Below are 18103 nucleotides of genomic sequence, written 5' to 3'. Positions count from 1 at the left end.
TGACGCCCCGCCTTGCTGTAAAAGGGGCGGGGCCATCTTATGGGAGAGACGAGTATGGCCGTAAGTGCTGACCGTATGGGGCGTATTTTACCTAGCCAGACGATTGCTATTACCCAGAAGGCCCGCGCTTTGAAAGCTGAGGGGCGGGACATTATCAGTCTTTCCGCGGGTGAGCCGGACTTTGATACGCCAGATTTCGTCAAACAAGCGGCCATTGAGGCGATCAATCGTGGCGAGACGAAGTATACTGATGTTGCAGGTACTATTGAGCTGCGTAAAGCGGTAGCTGCGTGGCTCAATAAAGATTTTGGTCTCGATTATTGTCCTGAGGAGATCACAGTTTCCACAGGGGGAAAGCAGGTCATTTATAATGTGATGACCGCGACGCTCAATGCGGGTGATGAGGTGATCATTCCTGCGCCAGCATGGGTGTCTTATCCTGATATTGTGCGTTTGGCCGATGGAGCGCCTGTTGTTGTCCCGACTGAAGAAGCAACGGGTTTTCGACTGACAGCAGAGCAATTGCGTCAGGCGATTACGCCACGGACACGCTGGCTTGTGCTGAACTCTCCATGCAACCCGACAGGGGCGGCCTATTCTCAGGAAGAATTGCGCGCGTTGGCGGATGTATTGTTAGAGCACCCACAGGTTTGGCTACTGACAGACGATATTTATGCCAAATTGATTTATGATGGACGTGTGTCATCAACGATGGTGCAGGTTGAGCCGCGTCTGCGTGAGCGCACCGTAACGATGAATGGCGTGAGCAAAGCTTATGCGATGACGGGATGGCGCATTGGTTTTGCGGCGGCGCCTGTTGAGTTAACGAAGCAGCTCATTAAGCTTCAAGGCCAAAGTACCAGCAACGCGTGCTCGATTGCGCAAGCGGCAGCTTTGGCTGCGGTGACGGGGCCGCAGGACTGTATTGATGAGATGGTGTCTGTATATCAAGGGCGTCGTGATCAAGTTGTGGAGGCGCTCTCCTCTGTTCCGGGGTTGGAGTGCCAGCGGCCAGAAGGGGCATTTTATGTCTTTGTTTCGGTTAAGAAACTCCTTGGGCGCTCTTCTCCTCAAGGGACACAGTTGGCCACGGATGAAGACTTCGTGACAGCTTTGTTGGAAGAAACAGGCGTTGCGGCTGTGCATGGTTCTGCGTTTTTAATGCCGGGCTATTTCCGTGTCTCTTATGCGACGAGCACAGAGCTTTTGGTTGACGCATGTGCGCGTATTCGTCGTTTTTGTGAAGGGGTGCAGTGATGTTTCGTCCAGCAACGCGGATTTCGTCTCTTCCAGCACCTGCCACAATCGCCGTGGCGACACGGGCGCGTGAGCTTGCTGCTGAAGGGAAGCCTGTGCTTTCGCTTGCACTCGGACAGCCTGATTTCCCATCACCTGCTGAGGCGTTAGCCGGGGCGATCGGTGAAGTAGAAGAGGGCCGCACAGGGTATCCACCTATTGTTGGACAGAAAGACCTGCTGGAAGCTATCGCGTATAAGTTTAAGCGCGATAATGGGCTGGAGGCAAAGCTCTCGCAGCTCATGGTCTCCAATGGTGGCAAACAGGTTATTTTCAACGCCTTCATGGCGTCGTTGGAAGAAGGGGATGAGGTGATTGTTCCGTCCCCTTATTGGGTGAGCTACCCTCTCATCGCGCGGATGTTTGGCGGTGTGCCTGTTGACGTCGTGTGCCGTGAAGAGGATGGATTTCGGCCTGACGCCGCCCATATCGCTCAAGCCATCACGCCAAAAACGCGTTGGCTGGTGCTCAACTTTCCAAATAATCCGACAGGGGCCATTTTAGAACGTAAAGACCTTGAGGCCATTGCTGAGGTTTTACGTGCTGCGCCGCATGTTTTGATTATGTGTGATGAAATGTATGAGCATCTTACCTTTGATGGACGGAAACATCTTTCTTTAGCGCAAGTAGCGCCGGATTTGGCGGATCGCATTCTTATCGTCAATGGCGTGAGCAAAGCCTATGCGATGACGGGGTGGCGTGTTGGGTTTGCGTACGGGCCTGAAGCGTTGATCCGGGCGATGGTTAAAGTGCAGGGCAATATAACGTCAGGCATTTGCACGTTAGCGCAGGGCGGTGCCAAGGCAGCGTTATATGGCAGCATGGATGGGATTGAGGTCATGCGAGCCACCTATGAGCGGCGGCGCAATAAGGTTGTTGAGAGCTTACGTGCGATCCCAGGGATGACATGTGCGATGCCTGAGGGGGCTTTCTACGCTTATCCGGGGATTAAGTCGTTGATCGGTAAGCGCTCAGCAGCAGGCTATGCGTTGGAGAATGATGTGGCTTTTGCAGAAGCTTTGCTGGAAGAAGAACATTTAGCCGTTGTGCCAGGTTCTGCGTTTGGTTTAGGGCCGCATGTGCGCCTGTCATTTGCTGCATCGGATGAACAGCTTATGGAAGCCTGCACGCGGCTTAAACGCTTTGTGCAGGGAATCCGATAAAGCTAAGAGTGCTGATAAGGATCAAGGTCGCGCGTTCCATTGGGCGATCAAATCAACAACGGCTTGTGGAGACATACGGCGGGCATTGCCTAAGGAGAGGGTTCCGTCTTTATTGAGAAGGCGACCATCACTGGTCAGCATGAGCATGGTTGGTATAGCTGAAATGTTAACGTTGTAATTGTGGGCGATGTCCATATTGGCCGTAAGGCGTTCAACATTAATGGGAACGACGACAAAGTTTTTTTCTAGCCAAAGGGCAACGTCAGGCGAAGCCATAATACCCGCGAGGATTCGACAGTCTGGGCACCAATTAGCGCCAAAATCGAGAAGAACGCGACGATGTGTTTTCCGTGCAGTGATGAAAGCTTCACGGACTTGGATGGGAGCAAGGGATGCGTCAGGATAAGGTGCTGCGGTCGGTTCTATCGTGCTGTTATGGAGAGTAGGCGGGGCAGAAGATGTAGCGTGAGCTGGCTGCACGAAGAGAGTGGTAAGGCCGGCGAGGGCGGCAAAAGAGAAAAAACGCATAAAAACCTTATCGTCAGGGATAGAGTGTCACCCTATTCATATGTACCCGAATGCCCGTTATGGTCTAGGCACCTGAGGGCTTGATGAATGAAGGGAGAGTGTGTGGCTCGTAACGAAAACACGATTTCTAATAGGAAAGAAGTGAGCGTCGCTTCAACCTTAGGGCGAACAGCCGGTCTTATTGGTTTGACATTATTGTTTATGGCACTTGTGCGTTTTTGCGCACCAGTATCACATATGGTGCAACATGCGGCTGGGACGGCTTTGTGGCAGCGGGCTTATGTTCTTTTCCATATTACGAGCGCACTAGGGCGAGAACAGCTGATCATGAGTGCGATTGTGATTGTCTGTTTTTTACTCGCTTTTGCCCTACAAATGGGGATGCTCTGGGGATGGGCGCGTTGGAAAAAGAACTCTCAAGATGAGGAGCGGCCTTGAAAGGGAGCACTGGCTGCTAATAGCCATGACAAAATAAGGAGAGAACCTCCAAAAGGAGCTGGCGGGGCGCTGCTTGTTATGTGAAGGCCATACAGAGTTACCGAAATGCTAAAAAGAAGAGTGCCGAGCAGCATCCCTAAACAAGCAATATGTGTGCGTAATGGGTGTAAATAGGGGGCTCCAACTGTGAGGGCGCACAGTGCAATCCCGTGCCATAAAGCGATGTTCGCTGCCATATGAACCATATCACGCCCATGAGGAGCGGAAAATGCAGCTTCCGGCAAATGGGCGGCCATAGCTTGGAGAGCAACACTGCTTCCACTCATAAGAGCGGCTATTGCGAAACAGGCTTTTAACATAAGGCTGGTATGGAGTGAGAAAAGAGGACGTACTGGTGGGGGACGATCCATGTGAGAGGACTGCATAAGGTCACCTTGTAAAAAGAGCCGCAAAGAGAGAAGGAAGAATAGAGTTTATGACAAAGCTGGCCAAGTTTAGTGTGTTAGGTGGGGTGATGTTAACGCTTGGGCTTGGAGGGTGTGATACTCTACTTGCTCCGGATGCCCCTCCAGCTCCCCCCCTTCCAAAGGGCCCGGTTAGTCCTGCTGTCACTCCTGTAAGCAGTGAGGATTTTCCAGCAATTCAAGTGATGAACGAGCACGCTCTTTTCGTCCAAACATTAGTGGCATTAGTGCCAACTCATAGCGAACGTGACCTTGTGAAGAAGTTTTCAAGTCAGCTTTCTGATTCTTATAAAAAGCATCAAGATGCGATCATGAAGTTAATCCAACCTTTACATATAAAACTTCCGTCTTCTTTAAGTGTGAAAGATCAGCAATCAGTGGATCATCTTTCTCATCTTTATGGTCGATCCTTTGATCGTGCCTTTTTACAAATATTATCACATTATTTTTCTGTAAATGATCATAAAAAAATAGAAATTTTACAAAAGAAAGGAAGTACAGCGGATGTAAAAACTCTTGCAGGTTCGGCGTTACAAATTGAGCAGGATATGCAACGAAAAGCACGTGACCTTGTGAGGTATTAAATGACTTCTTTGTGAGGGAGAGTCATTATTCACAATTAATGTCTATGTTCGTGCTACTCTGCAGGGTGACATGGGAATAAAAATAGAGTAGCAACATGTCCGACAATATGGCAGAGCCTGCCTTAATCATGGGATGATAGGCATGCTTCTGCTCGTAGCTTCTTCAGGCCTCCGTTAAAAAGGTTGCAAGTGATGCGTGACCAGCGTGGGCTTGGGAAGTTTGGGTAGTTGATTTAGATAGTACGATTGTAGAATTTTACGTATGCAAGAAGATCCGCACTTAACTGAAGATTCTCTTCGTCAGGCTCTCTCTCGTCTTGGGGCGGGTGATGGTGATTCTCCACGTCATGGAGATTCCAGAGTGGCGTCACCAGGGCGTCCACATGAGCCAACAAGAGGGAATACAGCTTTTGGACGTAGGCGCCGCTTTTCTGGTGGCAACCACGTCATTGTAGAACATGCAGCACCAGGTCGTAAGGCGCAGAGTCGTCAGTTTTTCCGAGACAATCGACAGGGTAATACCGCAACGTTAGATGAGCAGAATGATGCGGAGCAGTTACGACGTGAGTTACGCGCGGAAAAACGTCGGTGTCGTGATGCGGAAGCGGAGGCGGAGGCGCTAAAACAACGTCTGCAGAGCTTCGAAACTCGTTTAGCGCATTATCGTCTCCAGGTTGATGAACAGAAAAAGGCTCTTGAGGGCCAGCAAGAGGAAACATTGCGCCTTAAGGCCGAGTTACATCATGCGAGAGAGCGTGAAAAAACGGTTGTTCGTCGTCAAAGCCAGAAACGTCAGAAAACACAAGCGGCTGCAAAAAAAATGGACGTGGTTGAAGAGCAGGAGCCCGTCCAATGGTGGAAAGATTGAAGGATGCATTCCCTTACTGAGCGTGAGGGAATGAGCGCGTTACTTGGCGCGAAAACCACCAAAGCACGCTGATAAAGACAACAATGCTAAGGCTCGTTTGGAGCCATGAGGGCAGGGAGAGGCTGAGTGTGTCGGTATGTCCGCTTGCGCTGCTGATCCCTGCCAACAGGACACCCATAACGCTTTCTCCAACAATAAAACCAGAAGCAATCATCGTGCCACGTTTTTTGCTCCCACGATGAAGAATACGACCCAGGATGGCTCCTACGGCAACGATCACCGAGACATCCGGAGGGAGATAGAGCCCCATTCCTAGAGCAAGCGGAGGGAGGGGGGCGTTAAAACGGCGGGATAGCGTGTCTGTTAGGATGAGGAAGCCCCCCAGAAGGGCCCCAATTTCTAACATTGTCCAATCTAAGCTGTGGTTGATGATACCCTGTGCTAGAGCAGCCATCAAAGCGGGTTGTGGGGCGGGGAGTGCTTGGGCAGGATTCATCCCAGGATGAGGCATATGACCGGCAAGACCGTAGGCGTTATAGATAATATTTAACAGCCAAGGGATAACGAGAGCACCGACGCCGCAACCGATAAGAAGGGCAATTTCTTGTTTCCATGGTGTGGCTCCGAGAAGCTGTCCAGTCTTGAGGTCTTGTAAATTATCGTTGGAGACAGCTGCTGACGCTGTAATGGCCGAGAGAACAAACAAACTGAAGCCAATAGCCATAGGGCGCTGAGCAGGGGTGAGCAAATGCGTGGCCTCAAGGGCGCAAAAAATAAGTCCGATGCTCATAATGGCAATGATGCCAATGCCTGAAATGGGAGATGATGAAGACCCAACAATCCCGGCCATATAGCCGCAAGCGCTGGCGACGATAAACCCAAGTGTCATACAGAGGAAAACGCCGAGTGAGGTCATGAGAAGGATGCTTTGCCATCCTAATCCAGCAGGGAGTAGAAACCATCCGAAAACAAGAACGAGCAGGGCGGTAAGAACTACGCCTAAAATGATGATGGTACGAGGTGAGAGATCGCGGTCTGTTTCGTCACTGAGTGCTCGCAGAGAGGCTGAAAAAGCTGTGCGCACACCGCGGATAACCGGACGACTGAGGCGGAGGAGTGTCCACAAAGAGGCAATAGCAATGACGCCAGCACCGATAAAGCGTACCTTATGAGCCCATAGAATCGGTGCGTCCTGCAAAGGATGGGCTGATGGGGACAAGGCGCCAAAGAGTGGGACAAGAACGTCCCATGCTAGTAATACGCCGAGCAGCATGGCGATACCGCCGGAAAGACCGACGAGATACCCCGTGCCCAAGAGGGCGAAGGAAAAAGAACCGCTGATACTAAAGACTGACGAGCCTAAACGCGTCGCATAAGAGATGCTTCCGGCAAGAAGGTTGAGGCCTGAGGTTGCGAAGCTGGCACAGGCCGACAAAAGGCTGCCGATACCGAGAAGACGTAGTTGGTTGCGGTCTCCTTCAGGAGAAGACGCATGTAAAATTTCTGCGCATGCCGTGCCTTCAGGGTAGGGGAGTTGGGACTCAGTGACGAGAGCGCGTCGCAAAGGAATGGTAAATAAAACGCCTGTCATTCCGCCAGCCATCGTCAAAATAACGGTAGGAAGATAGGGGAAAGAGTGCCACCAGCCGACCAAAACAAGCCCAGGAAGAGCAGCAAAGACGCACGATAAAGTACCTGCTGCGGAGGCCTGTGTTTGAACCATATTATTCTCCAACACAGAGCTACGGCCTAAAAGGCGTAAAACGGCCATGGAGATAATAGCGGCGGGAATAGACGAGGCGAAGGTGAGGCCAAGTTTGAGGCCTAAATAAACATTGGCGGCGGTAAAGATGACCGTAATCAGGGCACCGAGGAGAATGCCACGTATGGTAAGTTCTTTGGGAGACGCTGTGTGAAGATGTCTATAAGGCATGGTGTGTTCGTTCCTTATCAGCGTCGTCCTGTCAATTGTTGAGATGTGTTCTTTTTATTGCGATATGTCAACGTTATAAGCAGTGCTGTCTCTTCTTTCTTTTAAGTGAGCAGAAATGAGACGATGCAGGATGGTTGGGGAGAAGAGGAAACTGATCGCCGCCTATTGTGTCAGGACGGGTTATGGGCCTAGTTCAAGGGTATGATTCAACGCAGCCTCAAGATTGTTCACGTTGGTGATTTTTTCTTTAGTTTAAAGAAGCGTGCTCCAAGCCAATTTAGTGTGGGGGGTAAGCTGACAAATGGTCTTATTCGTAATGGCCATCATGTCATTAATTTTTCTTATCGTGATGTTGCTAGAGCAAGCGGATGGTTTGGTAGTCGTCGATGGGGAAGAAGGCATCTTTGCCGTGCATTGAAAGAGTTTATGCTGTCATGCCGTCCTGACATTCTTTTGTTGGGTCATGGCTACATGATTCCACCAGACGTTATTGCGGATATTAGACAAGCCCTTCCGGGGTTAGTGGTGATTCAATGGAACATCGACGCTCTTTTTGTGGAAGAGAATGCGCGTGACTTTGCGGCGCGACATGCGGTTGTCGATGCAAGTTTTATTTCAACAGCAGGGCCTATGGTAAGGCAGTTGATAGGGCCAAAGGGTAAAGCCGGTTTTTTACCAAACCCTGTTGATTGGTCTGTTGAGCGTGGGCGGGCTCATGAAAAACGTGAGCTAGAGGCTGATGTCTTTTATGCGTGTGGTAATCCAGCGCGACAACGGATTGTGTGCGGCACATCGTGGGAAATGAATGCGTTTTGCCGCATGTTGGAAGAGCATGCGCCAGAGACTATCCGTTTTTCTTATGCGGGAGTGCGTGGACAGCCCTATTGCAGTGGTGCAGACTATGCGGGGCGTTTGGGTAATGCGGCGATGGGGCTGAATATTAGTCGACGTGCGGACTATCCCTTGTATAGTTCCGATCGGCTAGCTCATATGATTGGCTCAGGTCAGTTAATTCTTATAGAACGTAAAACAGGCTATGATCAGTTCTTTGCTGATGATGAAATGGCTTTTTTTAGTTCTATCAGTGAACTAGTCGATCATATTGATTTTTATCATCATGACACAAAAGAGCGGCAACGCGTCGCTCGTGCAGGATGGCGGCGTTATCATGAGCTTTTTAATGAGCGCCGCATTGCTGATTATATCATTCATCATGCTTTGGGAGAAAATGGCGCGAACCGTGAGTTTTGGGATGCGCTTTCTCTATGATCACGCGATATTGGCCTCTCGTTGTGCTTGGTTTTGTCGCAAGCGGTTTTGTCATGCCGTCTTTGCCGGTATGGGCCTTATGTTTTTACCTCCTCTTTATCCCCCTTCTTATGGGCCGTGTTGCGTGTGGGCCTTTGGCTGTCCCGCGTGAAGCGTTTGGAGGCGGTCTTTTTGTTCTTTGGGCCTTACTGAGTATCACGTGGAGCCCGTCATGGCATGGTATTGCCGATGTCGTGTGTACAGCTCTTTTCTTGCTCGGGGGCGTGCTAGCACTAGGGGATCGTCCAGACTTCTCGTATCAGCTCAAGCGTGTGTGTGTCATTGGGATGTCACTCAATGCTGGCGCGACTTTGTTGACACTTCTTTTGGGTTTAGAGAGCAGAGACCGGCCCGGTGGGATTGGAGTATTGCACACCACATTGCCCGCCGTGATTATCGCTGGAATATGTTTTCTATGGGCAAGCGCGTCTTTTCTAAAGAACGAGAAAGCATCATCGGCTACGATAGCCGCTTTGCTGATCCTGCCTTCTTTTATGTTCTTTAGTGGGAGCCGCACACCGTGTGTTGCTGTTGCTGTCGCGGCATTATTGCTGATTGTAACCGCACAAAAAGGTCGGTCTTGGCGTTTATGCACTCTTGTCGGAGGCTCGCTTTTTATCAGTGGCGTTATCCTGTGGAGGCGGGTTGCGTCTTTTATGCAAGACGCTGTAGCGCGCGGCGATAGCTATCATCGCCTTATTTGGAAAACAGTATGGCAGCAGAGCTGGCAAACACCATGGATTGGGCATGGTCAAGGCGCGCCGGTGCGTGTCGCTGTTGATGGTCAATCGTTTGCGCATGCGCATAATCTCTATCTAGGCACTTTTTATAGCTACGGACTTGTTGGAGAGTTGTTGCTTGTCTTAGCTTTTGGCTGGCCGATGATGCGCTGTATCAAACGTGTAGATTGGGAGGTTATGGCAGTCTTTTGCTTCATAGCGCTCGTCGTGATGACAGACATTGCATGCCCTCTTAAAGGGCCATCTGAAATCTGGTATGTCCTTTGGGTGCCGTGGCTGTGCTTAGTGGATTGTGGCTCCACCTTCTATGGGCAGGGTAGGAAAGCGCGGCTGTAACATGTGTGATGTCCTTTTCCGGCGCTGTAATAAACGCTTAATGATATTTTTTTGCTGTGGCGTGACGGCAATATAAGAGGGAGAAAGCTAAGTGAGCCTTCAGGTTCTCATGACACCTGACTGTCAGGTGATCTGTGTTGGAGAGGATGGCCAATTCTACGCGCGTTCTTTGAGCAGCGAGGGCCCCCTTGAGGGGCTTGTTGGCCTCGTTCAACAGGGGGGGGCACTGGTATCTTCGTTCTGTTTCGCAGCCTGTGCGCTGGTATGACCCCGTGTCGAAAAAGATGGTGTCATTACTGCCAGCACAGGGTGTCGCGTTTGACGTACGTGGTGTTAAGCTTAATCTTCTGCGTGCCAATGGTCATTATTTAAGTGTTGATTGGTCGGGTCATATTCGTTTCGACGCGAAGGAACCGTCGGCGGCTGTGTTGCGCTTTATGGCGCTAGATGAATTGATGCTTTTACGTGAGATGTTGGCCAAACGATGGGTGTGTGGCCCAGGTGGCGAACATGTTCGTATAGAGATAGAAAAAAGCACCGTTGAAGAGCTTTTTATTGGGGATATTAAGGTCTCTTTTGAACAGTTTATAGAAGCTGCACGGCAGTCACAGCAGCATGGTGATTTGCTGTTGAATGAGGAATGGAAGGTCTGGCGCTTTACTGATTACAATCCTCTTATCGTTATTGAGGCTTTTGGTGCGTCATCATTGACGGAATTGCCCATTGCTCTGGAGAGTTTGGAAAGCCTTGGACAATATCACGGGGAGGTCATGGTCACGTCCAACCAGCCTGAGGGAAAAGTAAGGGCTTGTTTCCCCCCACATTATGATAGCAAGGCGATCCGCGTGGTGTCGGTTGAGGATGCAGACCGCTTTGCAGCTTTGCGTACGCGTGCACGCTTGATGGCTGATCCGGGTATGCTGGCAGACTATACGCCGTTGCTTTTTGTGGAGGCCGGTGTTGTTTTCGACCGGAATATTGAAAGCTTTTTAGGGCGTTGCGCTTTGGTACGTCGCGTATCAGCAAGAGGCTATTTTCATCACCCTGAATTTTCAACGGGCCACAAGAGCGAGACGTTATCGCAGGGCTGAAAGAAGGCCAGCTTTCGGGGCTTATGGTGGTTCCTCATGTCACGTTGCACCGCCCGTATCTAGAGAAAGCATTTGATTTGCTGTCTCTCTGTATCAAAGAATATGGAGAGAACGTTATCCCGCGTGAAGCGCAGTCTATCCTTAATTATGGGCTGCGGCAGGTTGGAGACTTTTCTCCTTCTCTTGTGGAAACTCTCCTCCATCATGAATGTGATGAAGAGCTCAATCCATTTCATGCAAATGGTCTGTCTGGCTTTGCTGCGGATGATAAACGCCATGAGAGGATGGAGCGTTATTATAAAAACGTGAAGGAGTTGTGGGGAGCCGGCATGTGATGACCTCTGCCCTTCTGACTTACGATCTGCGCGTTCTATGTATGGAACATGGCAAACTTATTGCGCGAGCTTTAGACACTCTGGCAGACCTCACTCATGTTGTGTCACTTCAGTGGTATAATGGAGGGTGGAACCTTGTAACGCATACGCCTGAGCAGTGGTGGTATGACATTAATGCAGGCTGTTTTGATCGTTGCGTTCCTGAAGCTCGTATTGAGGTGGAGGGCGATCTTTTCGATGCGGGCATTTGTCGCCTCACTGGGCTAGATGGTTATTTTCATGCACAACTCTCCGGAGCGATAACCCCTTTTGGTGCGATGGCTCATCGGCGTGAATGTCGTTTCCGTTTGTTGGACGGTGATGATGTGCGCGCCCTTTGGCACGTTATGAAAGAACGCTGGGTGCTTGGAGATAATCAACGCTTAGCGCAGGCCTGTAGCGGCGAAAGCACGATATGGGAGGTTCATTTTGGCCGTTTGGTGGTTGAGTTTAAAGACTTCCTCATAGCGGCTCGAGAGCGGTTGCGCCTGTCACAACAGGAGCTGCTGGTTATGGCTGAGCGTTCCATTCATCGGGCCGTCCCTTATAAACCGGTGGTCTTTTACTCCCTAACACAGACAGAACAGCTCGCAGAATTAGCGCTTTCTCTTCGCAGTTTGGTCGAATGCGGACGCTATCAAGGGGATGTGTGTATTGCATCAGCTATGCCTGCTCAGCGTGTTGAAGCGTTTATTCCTGCTGAGTTGAAGGGGCGTCATCGCTTGGTACGTTTGTGTATGAGTGGAGAGCGTGACAAGGCAATGCCTCTCTTAGCGTCTCTGGCGAGTGGGATGTTTGATGAGTACGCACCTGTTGTTTGCTTAAAAAGCTCTGTCCTTGTGACGCGACCTCTCGACAAGACGTTACGACGCTTTGCTCAGGGGGCCTCGCTAGGGGCGCCTGTTGAACATGTTTTTGAGGGAGATGACGCCCCTCAAGCAAACAAACATGGTGCGTTTCTAGGGGCAGAGCTGCCGGAGGGGCATAAGATACGGTATGGATTTACGATGTCCGTAGTGGTGGTGCCGTCAACGCGCCAGCAAAAGACCTTTCTAGAAGAGGCGCTACGCTCTGCCGTTTCCTATTTAGGGAACCCGCGGCACCCTGCTTATGCTGAGCATGAGGCGGGTATTTTCCATTATGTCGCCGCTGTTTTGGGGGCGTTTGATCCAGCCTTGTTAACACAGCGGGACTGTAACCTTGACGACCAAGCAATGCCCGGACAGGTGGACGGCACGTTTTTGTGTTGTGAGGAATGGTTGGATAGCCATCGTAAGACTCTTATGCGGTCTCATCTTGAGAGTTTGCCAAGGACGTTATCATGATACGTTATGCTCTGATTACCCATGATTTTCGGGTGCCGTGTGCGGCAGAGGAAGGGCTTTTTTGTGGCCGTTTAGGAGGGCTAGAAACGCTCGATACAGTTATGTCGCTTGGTCAGAAGGGCGATAAATGGAGCTTTCTGAGCGCGCCGCCTTATACGTTATGGTATGATTTTCTCTCGGGCCGCCCTAACCGTGCCGTTTCTGCGGGATTAATGACGATTGAAACAACGAATGAGTCCGGCCTTGTTCGTTTAAAGGAAAAAGGCGGTTATCTTTCTGTGTCGGCACAAGGTGCTGTGGACGTGGTGGAGGGAGATCCAGAGCGTTTTGGGGATCGCAGTATGTTCCGCCTTATCCCATGGGAGGCTTTTACAAAGCTGTGGGCTGTTGTCCGGCAAACGTGGTCGCTGGGCCCTGATGGAGAGAAAGCAACGGTAGATGAGTGGAAGAGTAGTTTCCGTTCTTTAAAATTTGGGTCGCTTCGGGTCGATTTTGATCAGCTTTGTGAAGCGATTATGAAACAACCGGCGCCGCATGAGTTGTTATTTATGGCGGAGCGGAATGTATATCGCGCCGCTCTTTATCGGCCGGGCGTTCTTTACGTTGTTTTCGGTGATAAGGTCTTACAAGAATTCCGGACATCATTAGAAAGTCTTATGAACCCGGGCTTTTATACGGGAGAGATTCTTGTTGCGACGAATTTGCTATCTGAGCAGATTAAAAGCGTCGTTCCTCCTTCTATGCGGGATCAATGCCGTATTATCACGATGAGTGCATTTGATTACCCTGACTATATCTCAACACGACAAACACTCTTTAGTTCTGGTGTGCTCGATGATTACGCGCCTTTGCTCTATATGGATGGTGATATTGCTGTGAATTCACCCATTGAGCCGAACTTACTACGCGGCGCATTAGAGCGGATGTCGAGTGCGCAGCTAGAGAATTTTAATGGGGATTTCCGACATTCGCAGAGTAATGGAGCGGTTCTCTATTCTAAGGATCCATACAATTTAGGACGGACAGAAGCTGGTTTTAATACGGGTGTTTTTCTCGTGCCTAATGTAAAGGCGCAACGGCATTTATTAGACCCAGCGTTTCTGACGAATCTAATTTATACAGACATGCACGGTCGTGGCAGCATCCCGTTCCATGAACAATCCGTGATGAATTATGCTTTGCGGAAAATAGATGCATTTGACGCAACATTGATCAATAGTGTGACCGATGTTGGAGGAGATCCAAACTCTCCGATTGTGAAGGAGTATGGCAGTATGGCCCCAGAGCGTGCCCGTGGGTTTGTGCATTTCTGGTGTTATGGTGGGGCTAATCGTAGCTTGCCTATGGGGAACTATACGCGGCAGATTCGTCATTATCGCCGGCGGAAAGGTTTGTAAGCCAAGGCGCTAGCCCGTCATTGAAAAGCGAGCAACGGAAGGCTCGCTGAATGAAAGGCTAGGGGCTTATGGCTTATTGGACATGGCTTTCAAAGTTCGCCACATTCTTGAGATGTTGCCGGTTATAATTTAGCTCATCACGCGTGAGCTGAAAGCCGATTTCCATTGAGTAAGGGCTGACTTGTGGATTCTTCCCTGTCGGGATGTCGATAAAGCGCAACGGTGTATTAATGCGCTGCACATCGCGCGATGGAGGCATACGGAGCGTGTCGGTAAAGGTCTTTTTATCAACAATTTTCCCGTCCTGAACGATGGCTACGAAGTAGGGTACATCTTCGGACATATGGGTCGCTGCTGGGCCGCGCTCTTGCTGAAGGGCAAGACTGAGGCGGACACGTGTTAGCGGGCGATGTTGCGCATCTTTAGGGCCATCACTGCAATCACCGTTCACAGCGAGGATTTGCGTATGGCTAATTTGGTTCCCAATATCGAGTCCCTTGCCATTATAGACAAAACGATCAGCAATAGAGCCGGGCACATCGAAATGAGGGCAGGCAGGTGCGAAGGCACTAAGGCCTGTATCTTCTTCACCACAGCCTCCCAGTCCGCCTAGAGCTAAGAGGGCACAGGCGGGGCCTGCCACGCGAAGAAACGAGGAAAAATGAAGGCGAGGCGTGGACATCAGTCGCAGAAACTCCACAAGAAAACGGCGCAGACATTGCGCCAAGAGGCAATCCATCCGATATAAGCGCCTGAGTGAGTGTGTCAAAACCCCTCTTACACCCCTGTAAGAGCGTTGACGCCTTTTTATCATAGTGATTATCGCCTGCCTGGGGAAGATTATGTCAGAACAGACGAGACCAGAACCTTCAACCTCTGCACCCCCCGGGGCAGATGCACCAACGCCTAAGCGTTCTATGCGTCTTTTGCTTGCAGGCCCGCGTGGTTTTTGCGCGGGGGTCGACCGTGCTATCCGTGTCGTTGAGGAGGCGCTCCGCCGTTACGGTGCGCCTGTTTATGTGCGCCATGAAATCGTCCATAACCGCACTGTTGTGGAGGGACTTGAGGCTCAAGGTGCCATCTTTGTGGAAGAACTTGATGAAGTGCCGCAAGATGCCCATGTGGTGTTTTCCGCTCATGGTGTGCCTAAGTCAGTGCCTGCAGAAGCGGAGCGCCGTAACCTTATCTATCTGGATGCGACGTGCCCGCTCGTGTCTAAAGTGCACCGTGAGGCGGAGCGTCACTTCGCTGGTGGCGGTGACGAGCAGCGTCATATCCTCATGATTGGCCATGCGGGGCATCCTGAAGTCGTTGGTACGATGGGCCAGCTCCCTCCTGGTGCTGTTACACTCATCAATGATGCGGAAGAGGCAGCGGCTGTTGAGCCTGCTGACCCTGACAAGCTCGCTTTTATTACGCAGACGACGCTGTCTGTTGACGATACGTCAGAGATTGTCGCGATCTTACGGGAGCGTTTCCCCAAAATTGAAGGGCCACGCCGCGAAGATATTTGTTATGCGACAACGAATCGCCAAACAGCCGTTAAAGAATTGGCTGCTGAGTGCGATCTTGTTGTTGTTATTGGTGCGACGAACTCTTCTAACTCTCAGCGTTTACGTGAAGTGGCGGAACGTTCTTTGGCAAAACGTGCGCTCCTTGTGCCGAAAGTGGCTGATATGGATTGGAGCGAGCTTGAAGGGGTCAAAACACTCGGCATGAGTGCGGGGGCTTCTGCTCCAGAAAGCCTTGTTCAGGAAATGATCAAAGAGCTTTCCTTGCGTTTTGATCTACAGATTGAAGAGCGCATTGTGAAAGAGGAAAATATCAATTTCCGCTTGCCTCACCCGCTGTCAGGAGCACATTGATTAGTCATGGCCGTGTATACGGAGCTACAGGAAGACGCATTACGTCATTTTTTGACGTCTTATGACCTCGGAACCCTTCAGTCTTATGAGGGGATTGCCGAGGGGATCGAAAATAGTAATTTTCGTCTCACCACAACAAAGGGCGTGTTTATCCTCACGCTCTTTGAAAAGCGTATGAACCCAGAAGAACTTCCTTGGTTTCTGGGGTTTATGGGGCATTTGGCCCAAGAGGGGATTGCATGCCCCCTTCCTGTGGTTGGTCGTGACGGGGAAGCGTTGCGAACCCTCGCTGGGCGTCCAGCTGTCATTGTTACGTTCCTCCAAGGGAAGTCTCTTACACAATATGATGCTTCGTCTTGTGAGGCAGTTGGCCGCATGATGGCGCGGTTGCATCAAGTTGGGCAGAGCTATGCACCCACGCGGCGGAATGCCCTTGATGTGTCTGGGTGGAAAGACCTTCTAGGACGTTGCAGGAGTGATGGTGATTCGTCACTAGAGGCTCTTATAACCGAGGCACAGAGCCGTTTGGCATGGCTGGAAGAGCATTGGCCAGACGAGCAAACATTGCCGCGTGGCCCGATCCATGCGGATATGTTCCCTGATAATGTCTTTTTTAATCAGGGTGCTTTGAGCGGTGTGATTGATTTCTATTTCGCATGCACGGACTTTTTGGCGTACGACCTCGCGATTTGTCTTAATGCATGGTGCTTTGATCAGGATATGACCTATCGCTCAGAATGGGCAAAGGCCATGATCAAAGGCTACGAAGCTATTCGTCCTCTTTCTGCTCAAGAGCGCGATGCTTTGCCGATTTTGTGTCAGGGGGCCGCATTACGCTTTTTGCTAACGCGTCTTTATGATTGGGTGCATACTCCAAAGGATGCTTTGGTGACGCGGAAAGATCCGTGGGAATATCAAAAGCGCTTGGCCTTTTTTGCGGAGCAGGACTATGTCTGACATATCTTCTGACGACACAGTTCCGCATGTTGAAATTTGGACAGACGGGGGCTGTAAACCGAACCCGGGGCCGGGAGGATGGGGCGTGTTGCTACGCTGCCAAGGGCGTGAGCGTGAGCTAAAGGGTGGTGAAGCTGAAACGACGAATAATCGTATGGAGCTTACAGCTGCCGCCGTTGCCCTAGAAACATTGACCAAACGTTGCACCGTCCATCTGACAACCGATAGTGAATATCTCAGGAATGGGATTACGCGATGGCATACCGGATGGGTGCGACGGAATTGGCGCAATGCGTCGGGTGATCCCGTTGCCAATATGGATTTATGGCGTCGTATTTTAGATGTATCTAAACGGCATGATATCGAATGGCATTGGGTAAAAGCTCATGCAGGCCATGTGGAAAATGAGCGTGTTGATCAGCTCGCGACCCAGGGGCGGGAAGAGCTTGAAGCATCAGATGCTTCATAGAGGAGTGGGTTCGTGAAGGTTGCCTCTCTGCATATCTACCCAGTTAAAAGTTTAGGTGGCGTGTCGTGTTCGTCATTCACCTTTGAACCATGGGGGCCAGAGAGGGATCGGCGATGGATGGTGGTTGATTCGGAAGGGCGTTTTTTAACGCAGCGTCAACTTCCCATTATGGCTCAGATTAAGCCTATCATGCGGGAAAATGGCTTAACTCTTATACATGAACATGCTGCTATTCTTGATGTAGATTGTCCCAGCCGATCTGATAGGCGATCAGTCACTGTTTGGAAGAGTAACGTATTAACGTGCGATGCTGGCGACCAAGCTGCTGAGTGGCTTTCTTCTATTCTTGGGAGAGCGTGTCGTCTTGTGTATATGGATGAGCCCCAAAAAGTGCGGAAACAGCACTATAAGGGATATGACTATCCAACCTCTTTTGCCGATGGTTTCCCAGGTTTGTTATGTACAGAAGCCTCACTGAACAACCTGAACAAGCGTTTGGCTCATCCGGTGCCAATGGAACGCTTTCGTCCCAATATCGTTGTTTCAGGAACGCTACCGTGGGCGGAAGACCGATGGGGTTTGCTGGCGGTAGGAGAGTCTGTTTTGCGGGTGGTCAAGCCATGTTCACGTTGCATTGTCACAACGGTTGATCAAGAGACCGGGCATATCCCTGAAGCCGGACAACCGCTTAAAGAGCTCGGCACGTTTCGACGACAGGAAAAAGGCATTATGTTTGGCCAGAATGTTATCGTAGAAAAGTCAGGGCGTGTGACGTTGGGCGATTCTGTACGTTGTCTTTAAAATAAATCAGGCTGTTATGATCTTTTTTGATAGAAGGGGGGTTTACCTCTTCGGAGCATTTGGATAGAAGAAAGCTCATCTGATCCCGAATAGCTCAGTTGGTAGAGCAAACGACTGTTAATCGTTGGGTCGTAGGTTCGAGTCCTACTTCGGGAGCCAATTTTGG

At 50.5% G+C, this 18103-nt stretch carries 20 protein-coding genes and 1 tRNA gene; 17 read left to right on the top strand and 4 right to left on the bottom strand.

Features of this window, described 5'->3' with window-relative positions; translation table 11 throughout:
* Nucleotides 1-54: 54 nt before the first annotated feature.
* Nucleotides 55-1257: a pyridoxal phosphate-dependent aminotransferase gene (locus GS535_RS03025; protein WP_160792382.1), complete on the top strand. Its 1203-nt coding sequence runs from the start codon at nucleotides 55-57 to the stop codon at nucleotides 1255-1257.
* The gene (locus GS535_RS03020; RefSeq protein ID WP_202401629.1) at nucleotides 1257-2459 is read left to right on the top strand and encodes a pyridoxal phosphate-dependent aminotransferase; all 1203 of its coding nucleotides are present in this window, start codon (nucleotides 1257-1259) and stop codon (nucleotides 2457-2459) included. The genes GS535_RS03025 and GS535_RS03020 overlap by 1 nt, the downstream gene beginning before the upstream one ends.
* A gap of 21 nt (nucleotides 2460-2480) precedes the next feature.
* On the opposite strand, the gene GS535_RS03015 is transcribed toward GS535_RS03020, so the two are convergent.
* Nucleotides 2481-2987, bottom strand: coding sequence for a thioredoxin family protein (locus GS535_RS03015; RefSeq protein ID WP_160792380.1), 507 nt, complete (start codon nucleotides 2985-2987; stop codon nucleotides 2481-2483).
* Nucleotides 2988-3089: 102 nt separating this feature from the next.
* On the opposite strand from GS535_RS03015, the gene GS535_RS03010 reads away from it, so the two are divergent.
* Complete coding sequence (locus GS535_RS03010) at nucleotides 3090-3425, top strand: hypothetical protein (protein WP_370518165.1); 336 nt, start codon at nucleotides 3090-3092, stop codon at nucleotides 3423-3425.
* Here the strand turns inward: GS535_RS03010 and GS535_RS03005 are convergent.
* Nucleotides 3404-3850 carry a DUF423 domain-containing protein gene (locus GS535_RS03005; RefSeq protein WP_160792378.1) on the bottom strand — a complete coding sequence of 149 codons (447 nt, stop codon included), beginning with the start codon at nucleotides 3848-3850 and terminating at the stop codon, nucleotides 3404-3406. The two genes, GS535_RS03010 and GS535_RS03005, sit on opposite strands and share 22 nt — an antisense overlap.
* A 50-nt stretch (nucleotides 3851-3900) precedes the next feature.
* Here GS535_RS03005 and GS535_RS03000 point away from each other — a divergent pair, with 50 nt between their 5' ends.
* Nucleotides 3901-4473 (top strand): DUF4142 domain-containing protein, encoded by a 573-nt coding sequence (locus tag GS535_RS03000; RefSeq protein ID WP_160792377.1) that lies wholly within the window; start codon nucleotides 3901-3903, stop codon nucleotides 4471-4473.
* Between the two features lie 262 nt (nucleotides 4474-4735).
* Complete coding sequence (locus tag GS535_RS02995) at nucleotides 4736-5341, top strand: hypothetical protein (RefSeq protein ID WP_160792376.1); 606 nt, start codon at nucleotides 4736-4738, stop codon at nucleotides 5339-5341.
* A 13-nt stretch (nucleotides 5342-5354) separates the two neighbouring features.
* Here the strand turns inward: GS535_RS02995 and GS535_RS02990 are convergent, their stop codons facing one another.
* Nucleotides 5355-7274, bottom strand: coding sequence for an OPT family oligopeptide transporter (locus GS535_RS02990; RefSeq protein ID WP_160792375.1), 1920 nt, complete (start codon nucleotides 7272-7274; stop codon nucleotides 5355-5357).
* A gap of 201 nt (nucleotides 7275-7475) precedes the next feature.
* Here GS535_RS02990 and GS535_RS02985 point away from each other — a divergent pair, with 201 nt between their 5' ends.
* The 7 genes from GS535_RS02985 to GS535_RS02955 all read left to right on the top strand — a co-directional run bounded on the left by GS535_RS02985 (nucleotide 7476) and on the right by GS535_RS02955 (nucleotide 13845).
* A complete protein-coding gene (locus GS535_RS02985) occupies nucleotides 7476-8543 on the top strand; it encodes a glycosyltransferase (RefSeq protein WP_160792374.1) in 1068 nt (355 codons plus the stop codon).
* Nucleotides 8540-9658, top strand: a complete 1119-nt coding sequence (locus GS535_RS02980; RefSeq protein ID WP_160792373.1) for an O-antigen ligase family protein — start codon at nucleotides 8540-8542, stop codon at nucleotides 9656-9658. The genes GS535_RS02985 and GS535_RS02980 overlap by 4 nt, the downstream gene beginning before the upstream one ends.
* Before the next feature lie 91 nt (nucleotides 9659-9749).
* Nucleotides 9750-9926 (top strand): hypothetical protein, encoded by a 177-nt coding sequence (locus GS535_RS02975; protein ID WP_160792372.1) that lies wholly within the window; start codon nucleotides 9750-9752, stop codon nucleotides 9924-9926.
* A gap of 4 nt (nucleotides 9927-9930) precedes the next feature.
* Complete coding sequence (locus GS535_RS02970; protein WP_160792371.1) at nucleotides 9931-10749, top strand: hypothetical protein; 819 nt, start codon at nucleotides 9931-9933, stop codon at nucleotides 10747-10749.
* A 23-nt stretch (nucleotides 10750-10772) separates the two neighbouring features.
* Nucleotides 10773-11084 carry a hypothetical protein gene (locus GS535_RS02965; RefSeq protein WP_160792370.1) on the top strand — a complete coding sequence of 104 codons (312 nt, stop codon included), beginning with the start codon at nucleotides 10773-10775 and terminating at the stop codon, nucleotides 11082-11084.
* The gene (locus GS535_RS02960) at nucleotides 11081-12448 is read left to right on the top strand and encodes a hypothetical protein (protein WP_160792369.1); all 1368 of its coding nucleotides are present in this window, start codon (nucleotides 11081-11083) and stop codon (nucleotides 12446-12448) included. The genes GS535_RS02965 and GS535_RS02960 overlap by 4 nt, the downstream gene beginning before the upstream one ends.
* Nucleotides 12445-13845 carry a hypothetical protein gene (locus GS535_RS02955; RefSeq protein WP_160792368.1) on the top strand — a complete coding sequence of 467 codons (1401 nt, stop codon included), beginning with the start codon at nucleotides 12445-12447 and terminating at the stop codon, nucleotides 13843-13845. The genes GS535_RS02960 and GS535_RS02955 overlap by 4 nt, the downstream gene beginning before the upstream one ends.
* Before the next feature lie 73 nt (nucleotides 13846-13918).
* Here GS535_RS02955 and GS535_RS02950 read toward each other — a convergent pair whose 3' ends face one another.
* Nucleotides 13919-14527, bottom strand: coding sequence for a hypothetical protein (locus GS535_RS02950; RefSeq protein WP_160792367.1), 609 nt, complete (start codon nucleotides 14525-14527; stop codon nucleotides 13919-13921).
* 160 nt (nucleotides 14528-14687) lie between these two features.
* Between GS535_RS02950 and ispH the strand changes: the two genes are divergently transcribed.
* From ispH to GS535_RS02925, 5 genes are all read left to right on the top strand, one after another.
* On the top strand, nucleotides 14688-15710 hold the full coding sequence (gene ispH, locus GS535_RS02945; protein WP_370518164.1) for a 4-hydroxy-3-methylbut-2-enyl diphosphate reductase: 1023 nt from the start codon (nucleotides 14688-14690) through the stop codon (nucleotides 15708-15710).
* A gap of 6 nt (nucleotides 15711-15716) precedes the next feature.
* The gene (locus tag GS535_RS02940) at nucleotides 15717-16667 is read left to right on the top strand and encodes a homoserine kinase (RefSeq protein ID WP_160792366.1); all 951 of its coding nucleotides are present in this window, start codon (nucleotides 15717-15719) and stop codon (nucleotides 16665-16667) included.
* Nucleotides 16660-17136: a ribonuclease HI gene (gene rnhA, locus GS535_RS02935; RefSeq protein WP_160792365.1), complete on the top strand. Its 477-nt coding sequence runs from the start codon at nucleotides 16660-16662 to the stop codon at nucleotides 17134-17136. The genes GS535_RS02940 and rnhA overlap by 8 nt, the downstream gene beginning before the upstream one ends.
* A 12-nt stretch (nucleotides 17137-17148) precedes the next feature.
* Nucleotides 17149-17937 (top strand): MOSC N-terminal beta barrel domain-containing protein, encoded by a 789-nt coding sequence (locus GS535_RS02930; protein WP_160792364.1) that lies wholly within the window; start codon nucleotides 17149-17151, stop codon nucleotides 17935-17937.
* 83 nt (nucleotides 17938-18020) lie between these two features.
* Nucleotides 18021-18096 (top strand) — tRNA-Asn (locus GS535_RS02925).
* Nucleotides 18097-18103 lie beyond the last annotated feature (7 nt).

Origin of the sequence: Saccharibacter sp. EH611 (assembly GCF_009834765.1) — a bacterium.
Classification (GTDB): Bacteria; Pseudomonadota; Alphaproteobacteria; order Acetobacterales; family Acetobacteraceae; genus Saccharibacter.
Note: the sequence above shows the minus strand (reverse complement) of the source record. Positions and strands in the feature narration are given on the sequence as shown.

Bases quoted from the DNA above. Each gene is read 5' to 3' on its own strand.
- GS535_RS03025 (WP_160792382.1), top strand. From the start codon at position 55: ATGGCCGTAAGTGCTGACCGTATGGGGCGTATTTTACCTAGCCAGACG.
- GS535_RS03020 (WP_202401629.1), top strand. From the start codon at position 1,257: ATGTTTCGTCCAGCAACGCGGATTTCGTCTCTTCCAGCACCTGCCACA.
- GS535_RS03015 (WP_160792380.1), bottom strand. From the start codon at position 2,987: ATGCGTTTTTTCTCTTTTGCCGCCCTCGCCGGCCTTACCACTCTCTTC.
- GS535_RS03005 (WP_160792378.1), bottom strand. From the start codon at position 3,850: ATGCAGTCCTCTCACATGGATCGTCCCCCACCAGTACGTCCTCTTTTC.
- GS535_RS03000 (WP_160792377.1), top strand. From the start codon at position 3,901: ATGACAAAGCTGGCCAAGTTTAGTGTGTTAGGTGGGGTGATGTTAACG.
- GS535_RS02995 (WP_160792376.1), top strand. From the start codon at position 4,736: ATGCAAGAAGATCCGCACTTAACTGAAGATTCTCTTCGTCAGGCTCTC.
- GS535_RS02990 (WP_160792375.1), bottom strand. From the start codon at position 7,274: ATGCCTTATAGACATCTTCACACAGCGTCTCCCAAAGAACTTACCATA.
- GS535_RS02985 (WP_160792374.1), top strand. From the start codon at position 7,476: ATGATTCAACGCAGCCTCAAGATTGTTCACGTTGGTGATTTTTTCTTT.
- GS535_RS02980 (WP_160792373.1), top strand. From the start codon at position 8,540: ATGATCACGCGATATTGGCCTCTCGTTGTGCTTGGTTTTGTCGCAAGC.
- GS535_RS02965 (WP_160792370.1), top strand. From the start codon at position 10,773: ATGGTGGTTCCTCATGTCACGTTGCACCGCCCGTATCTAGAGAAAGCA.
- GS535_RS02955 (WP_160792368.1), top strand. From the start codon at position 12,445: ATGATACGTTATGCTCTGATTACCCATGATTTTCGGGTGCCGTGTGCG.
- GS535_RS02950 (WP_160792367.1), bottom strand. From the start codon at position 14,527: ATGTCCACGCCTCGCCTTCATTTTTCCTCGTTTCTTCGCGTGGCAGGC.
- ispH (WP_370518164.1), top strand. From the start codon at position 14,688: ATGTCAGAACAGACGAGACCAGAACCTTCAACCTCTGCACCCCCCGGG.
- GS535_RS02940 (WP_160792366.1), top strand. From the start codon at position 15,717: ATGGCCGTGTATACGGAGCTACAGGAAGACGCATTACGTCATTTTTTG.
- rnhA (WP_160792365.1), top strand. From the start codon at position 16,660: ATGTCTGACATATCTTCTGACGACACAGTTCCGCATGTTGAAATTTGG.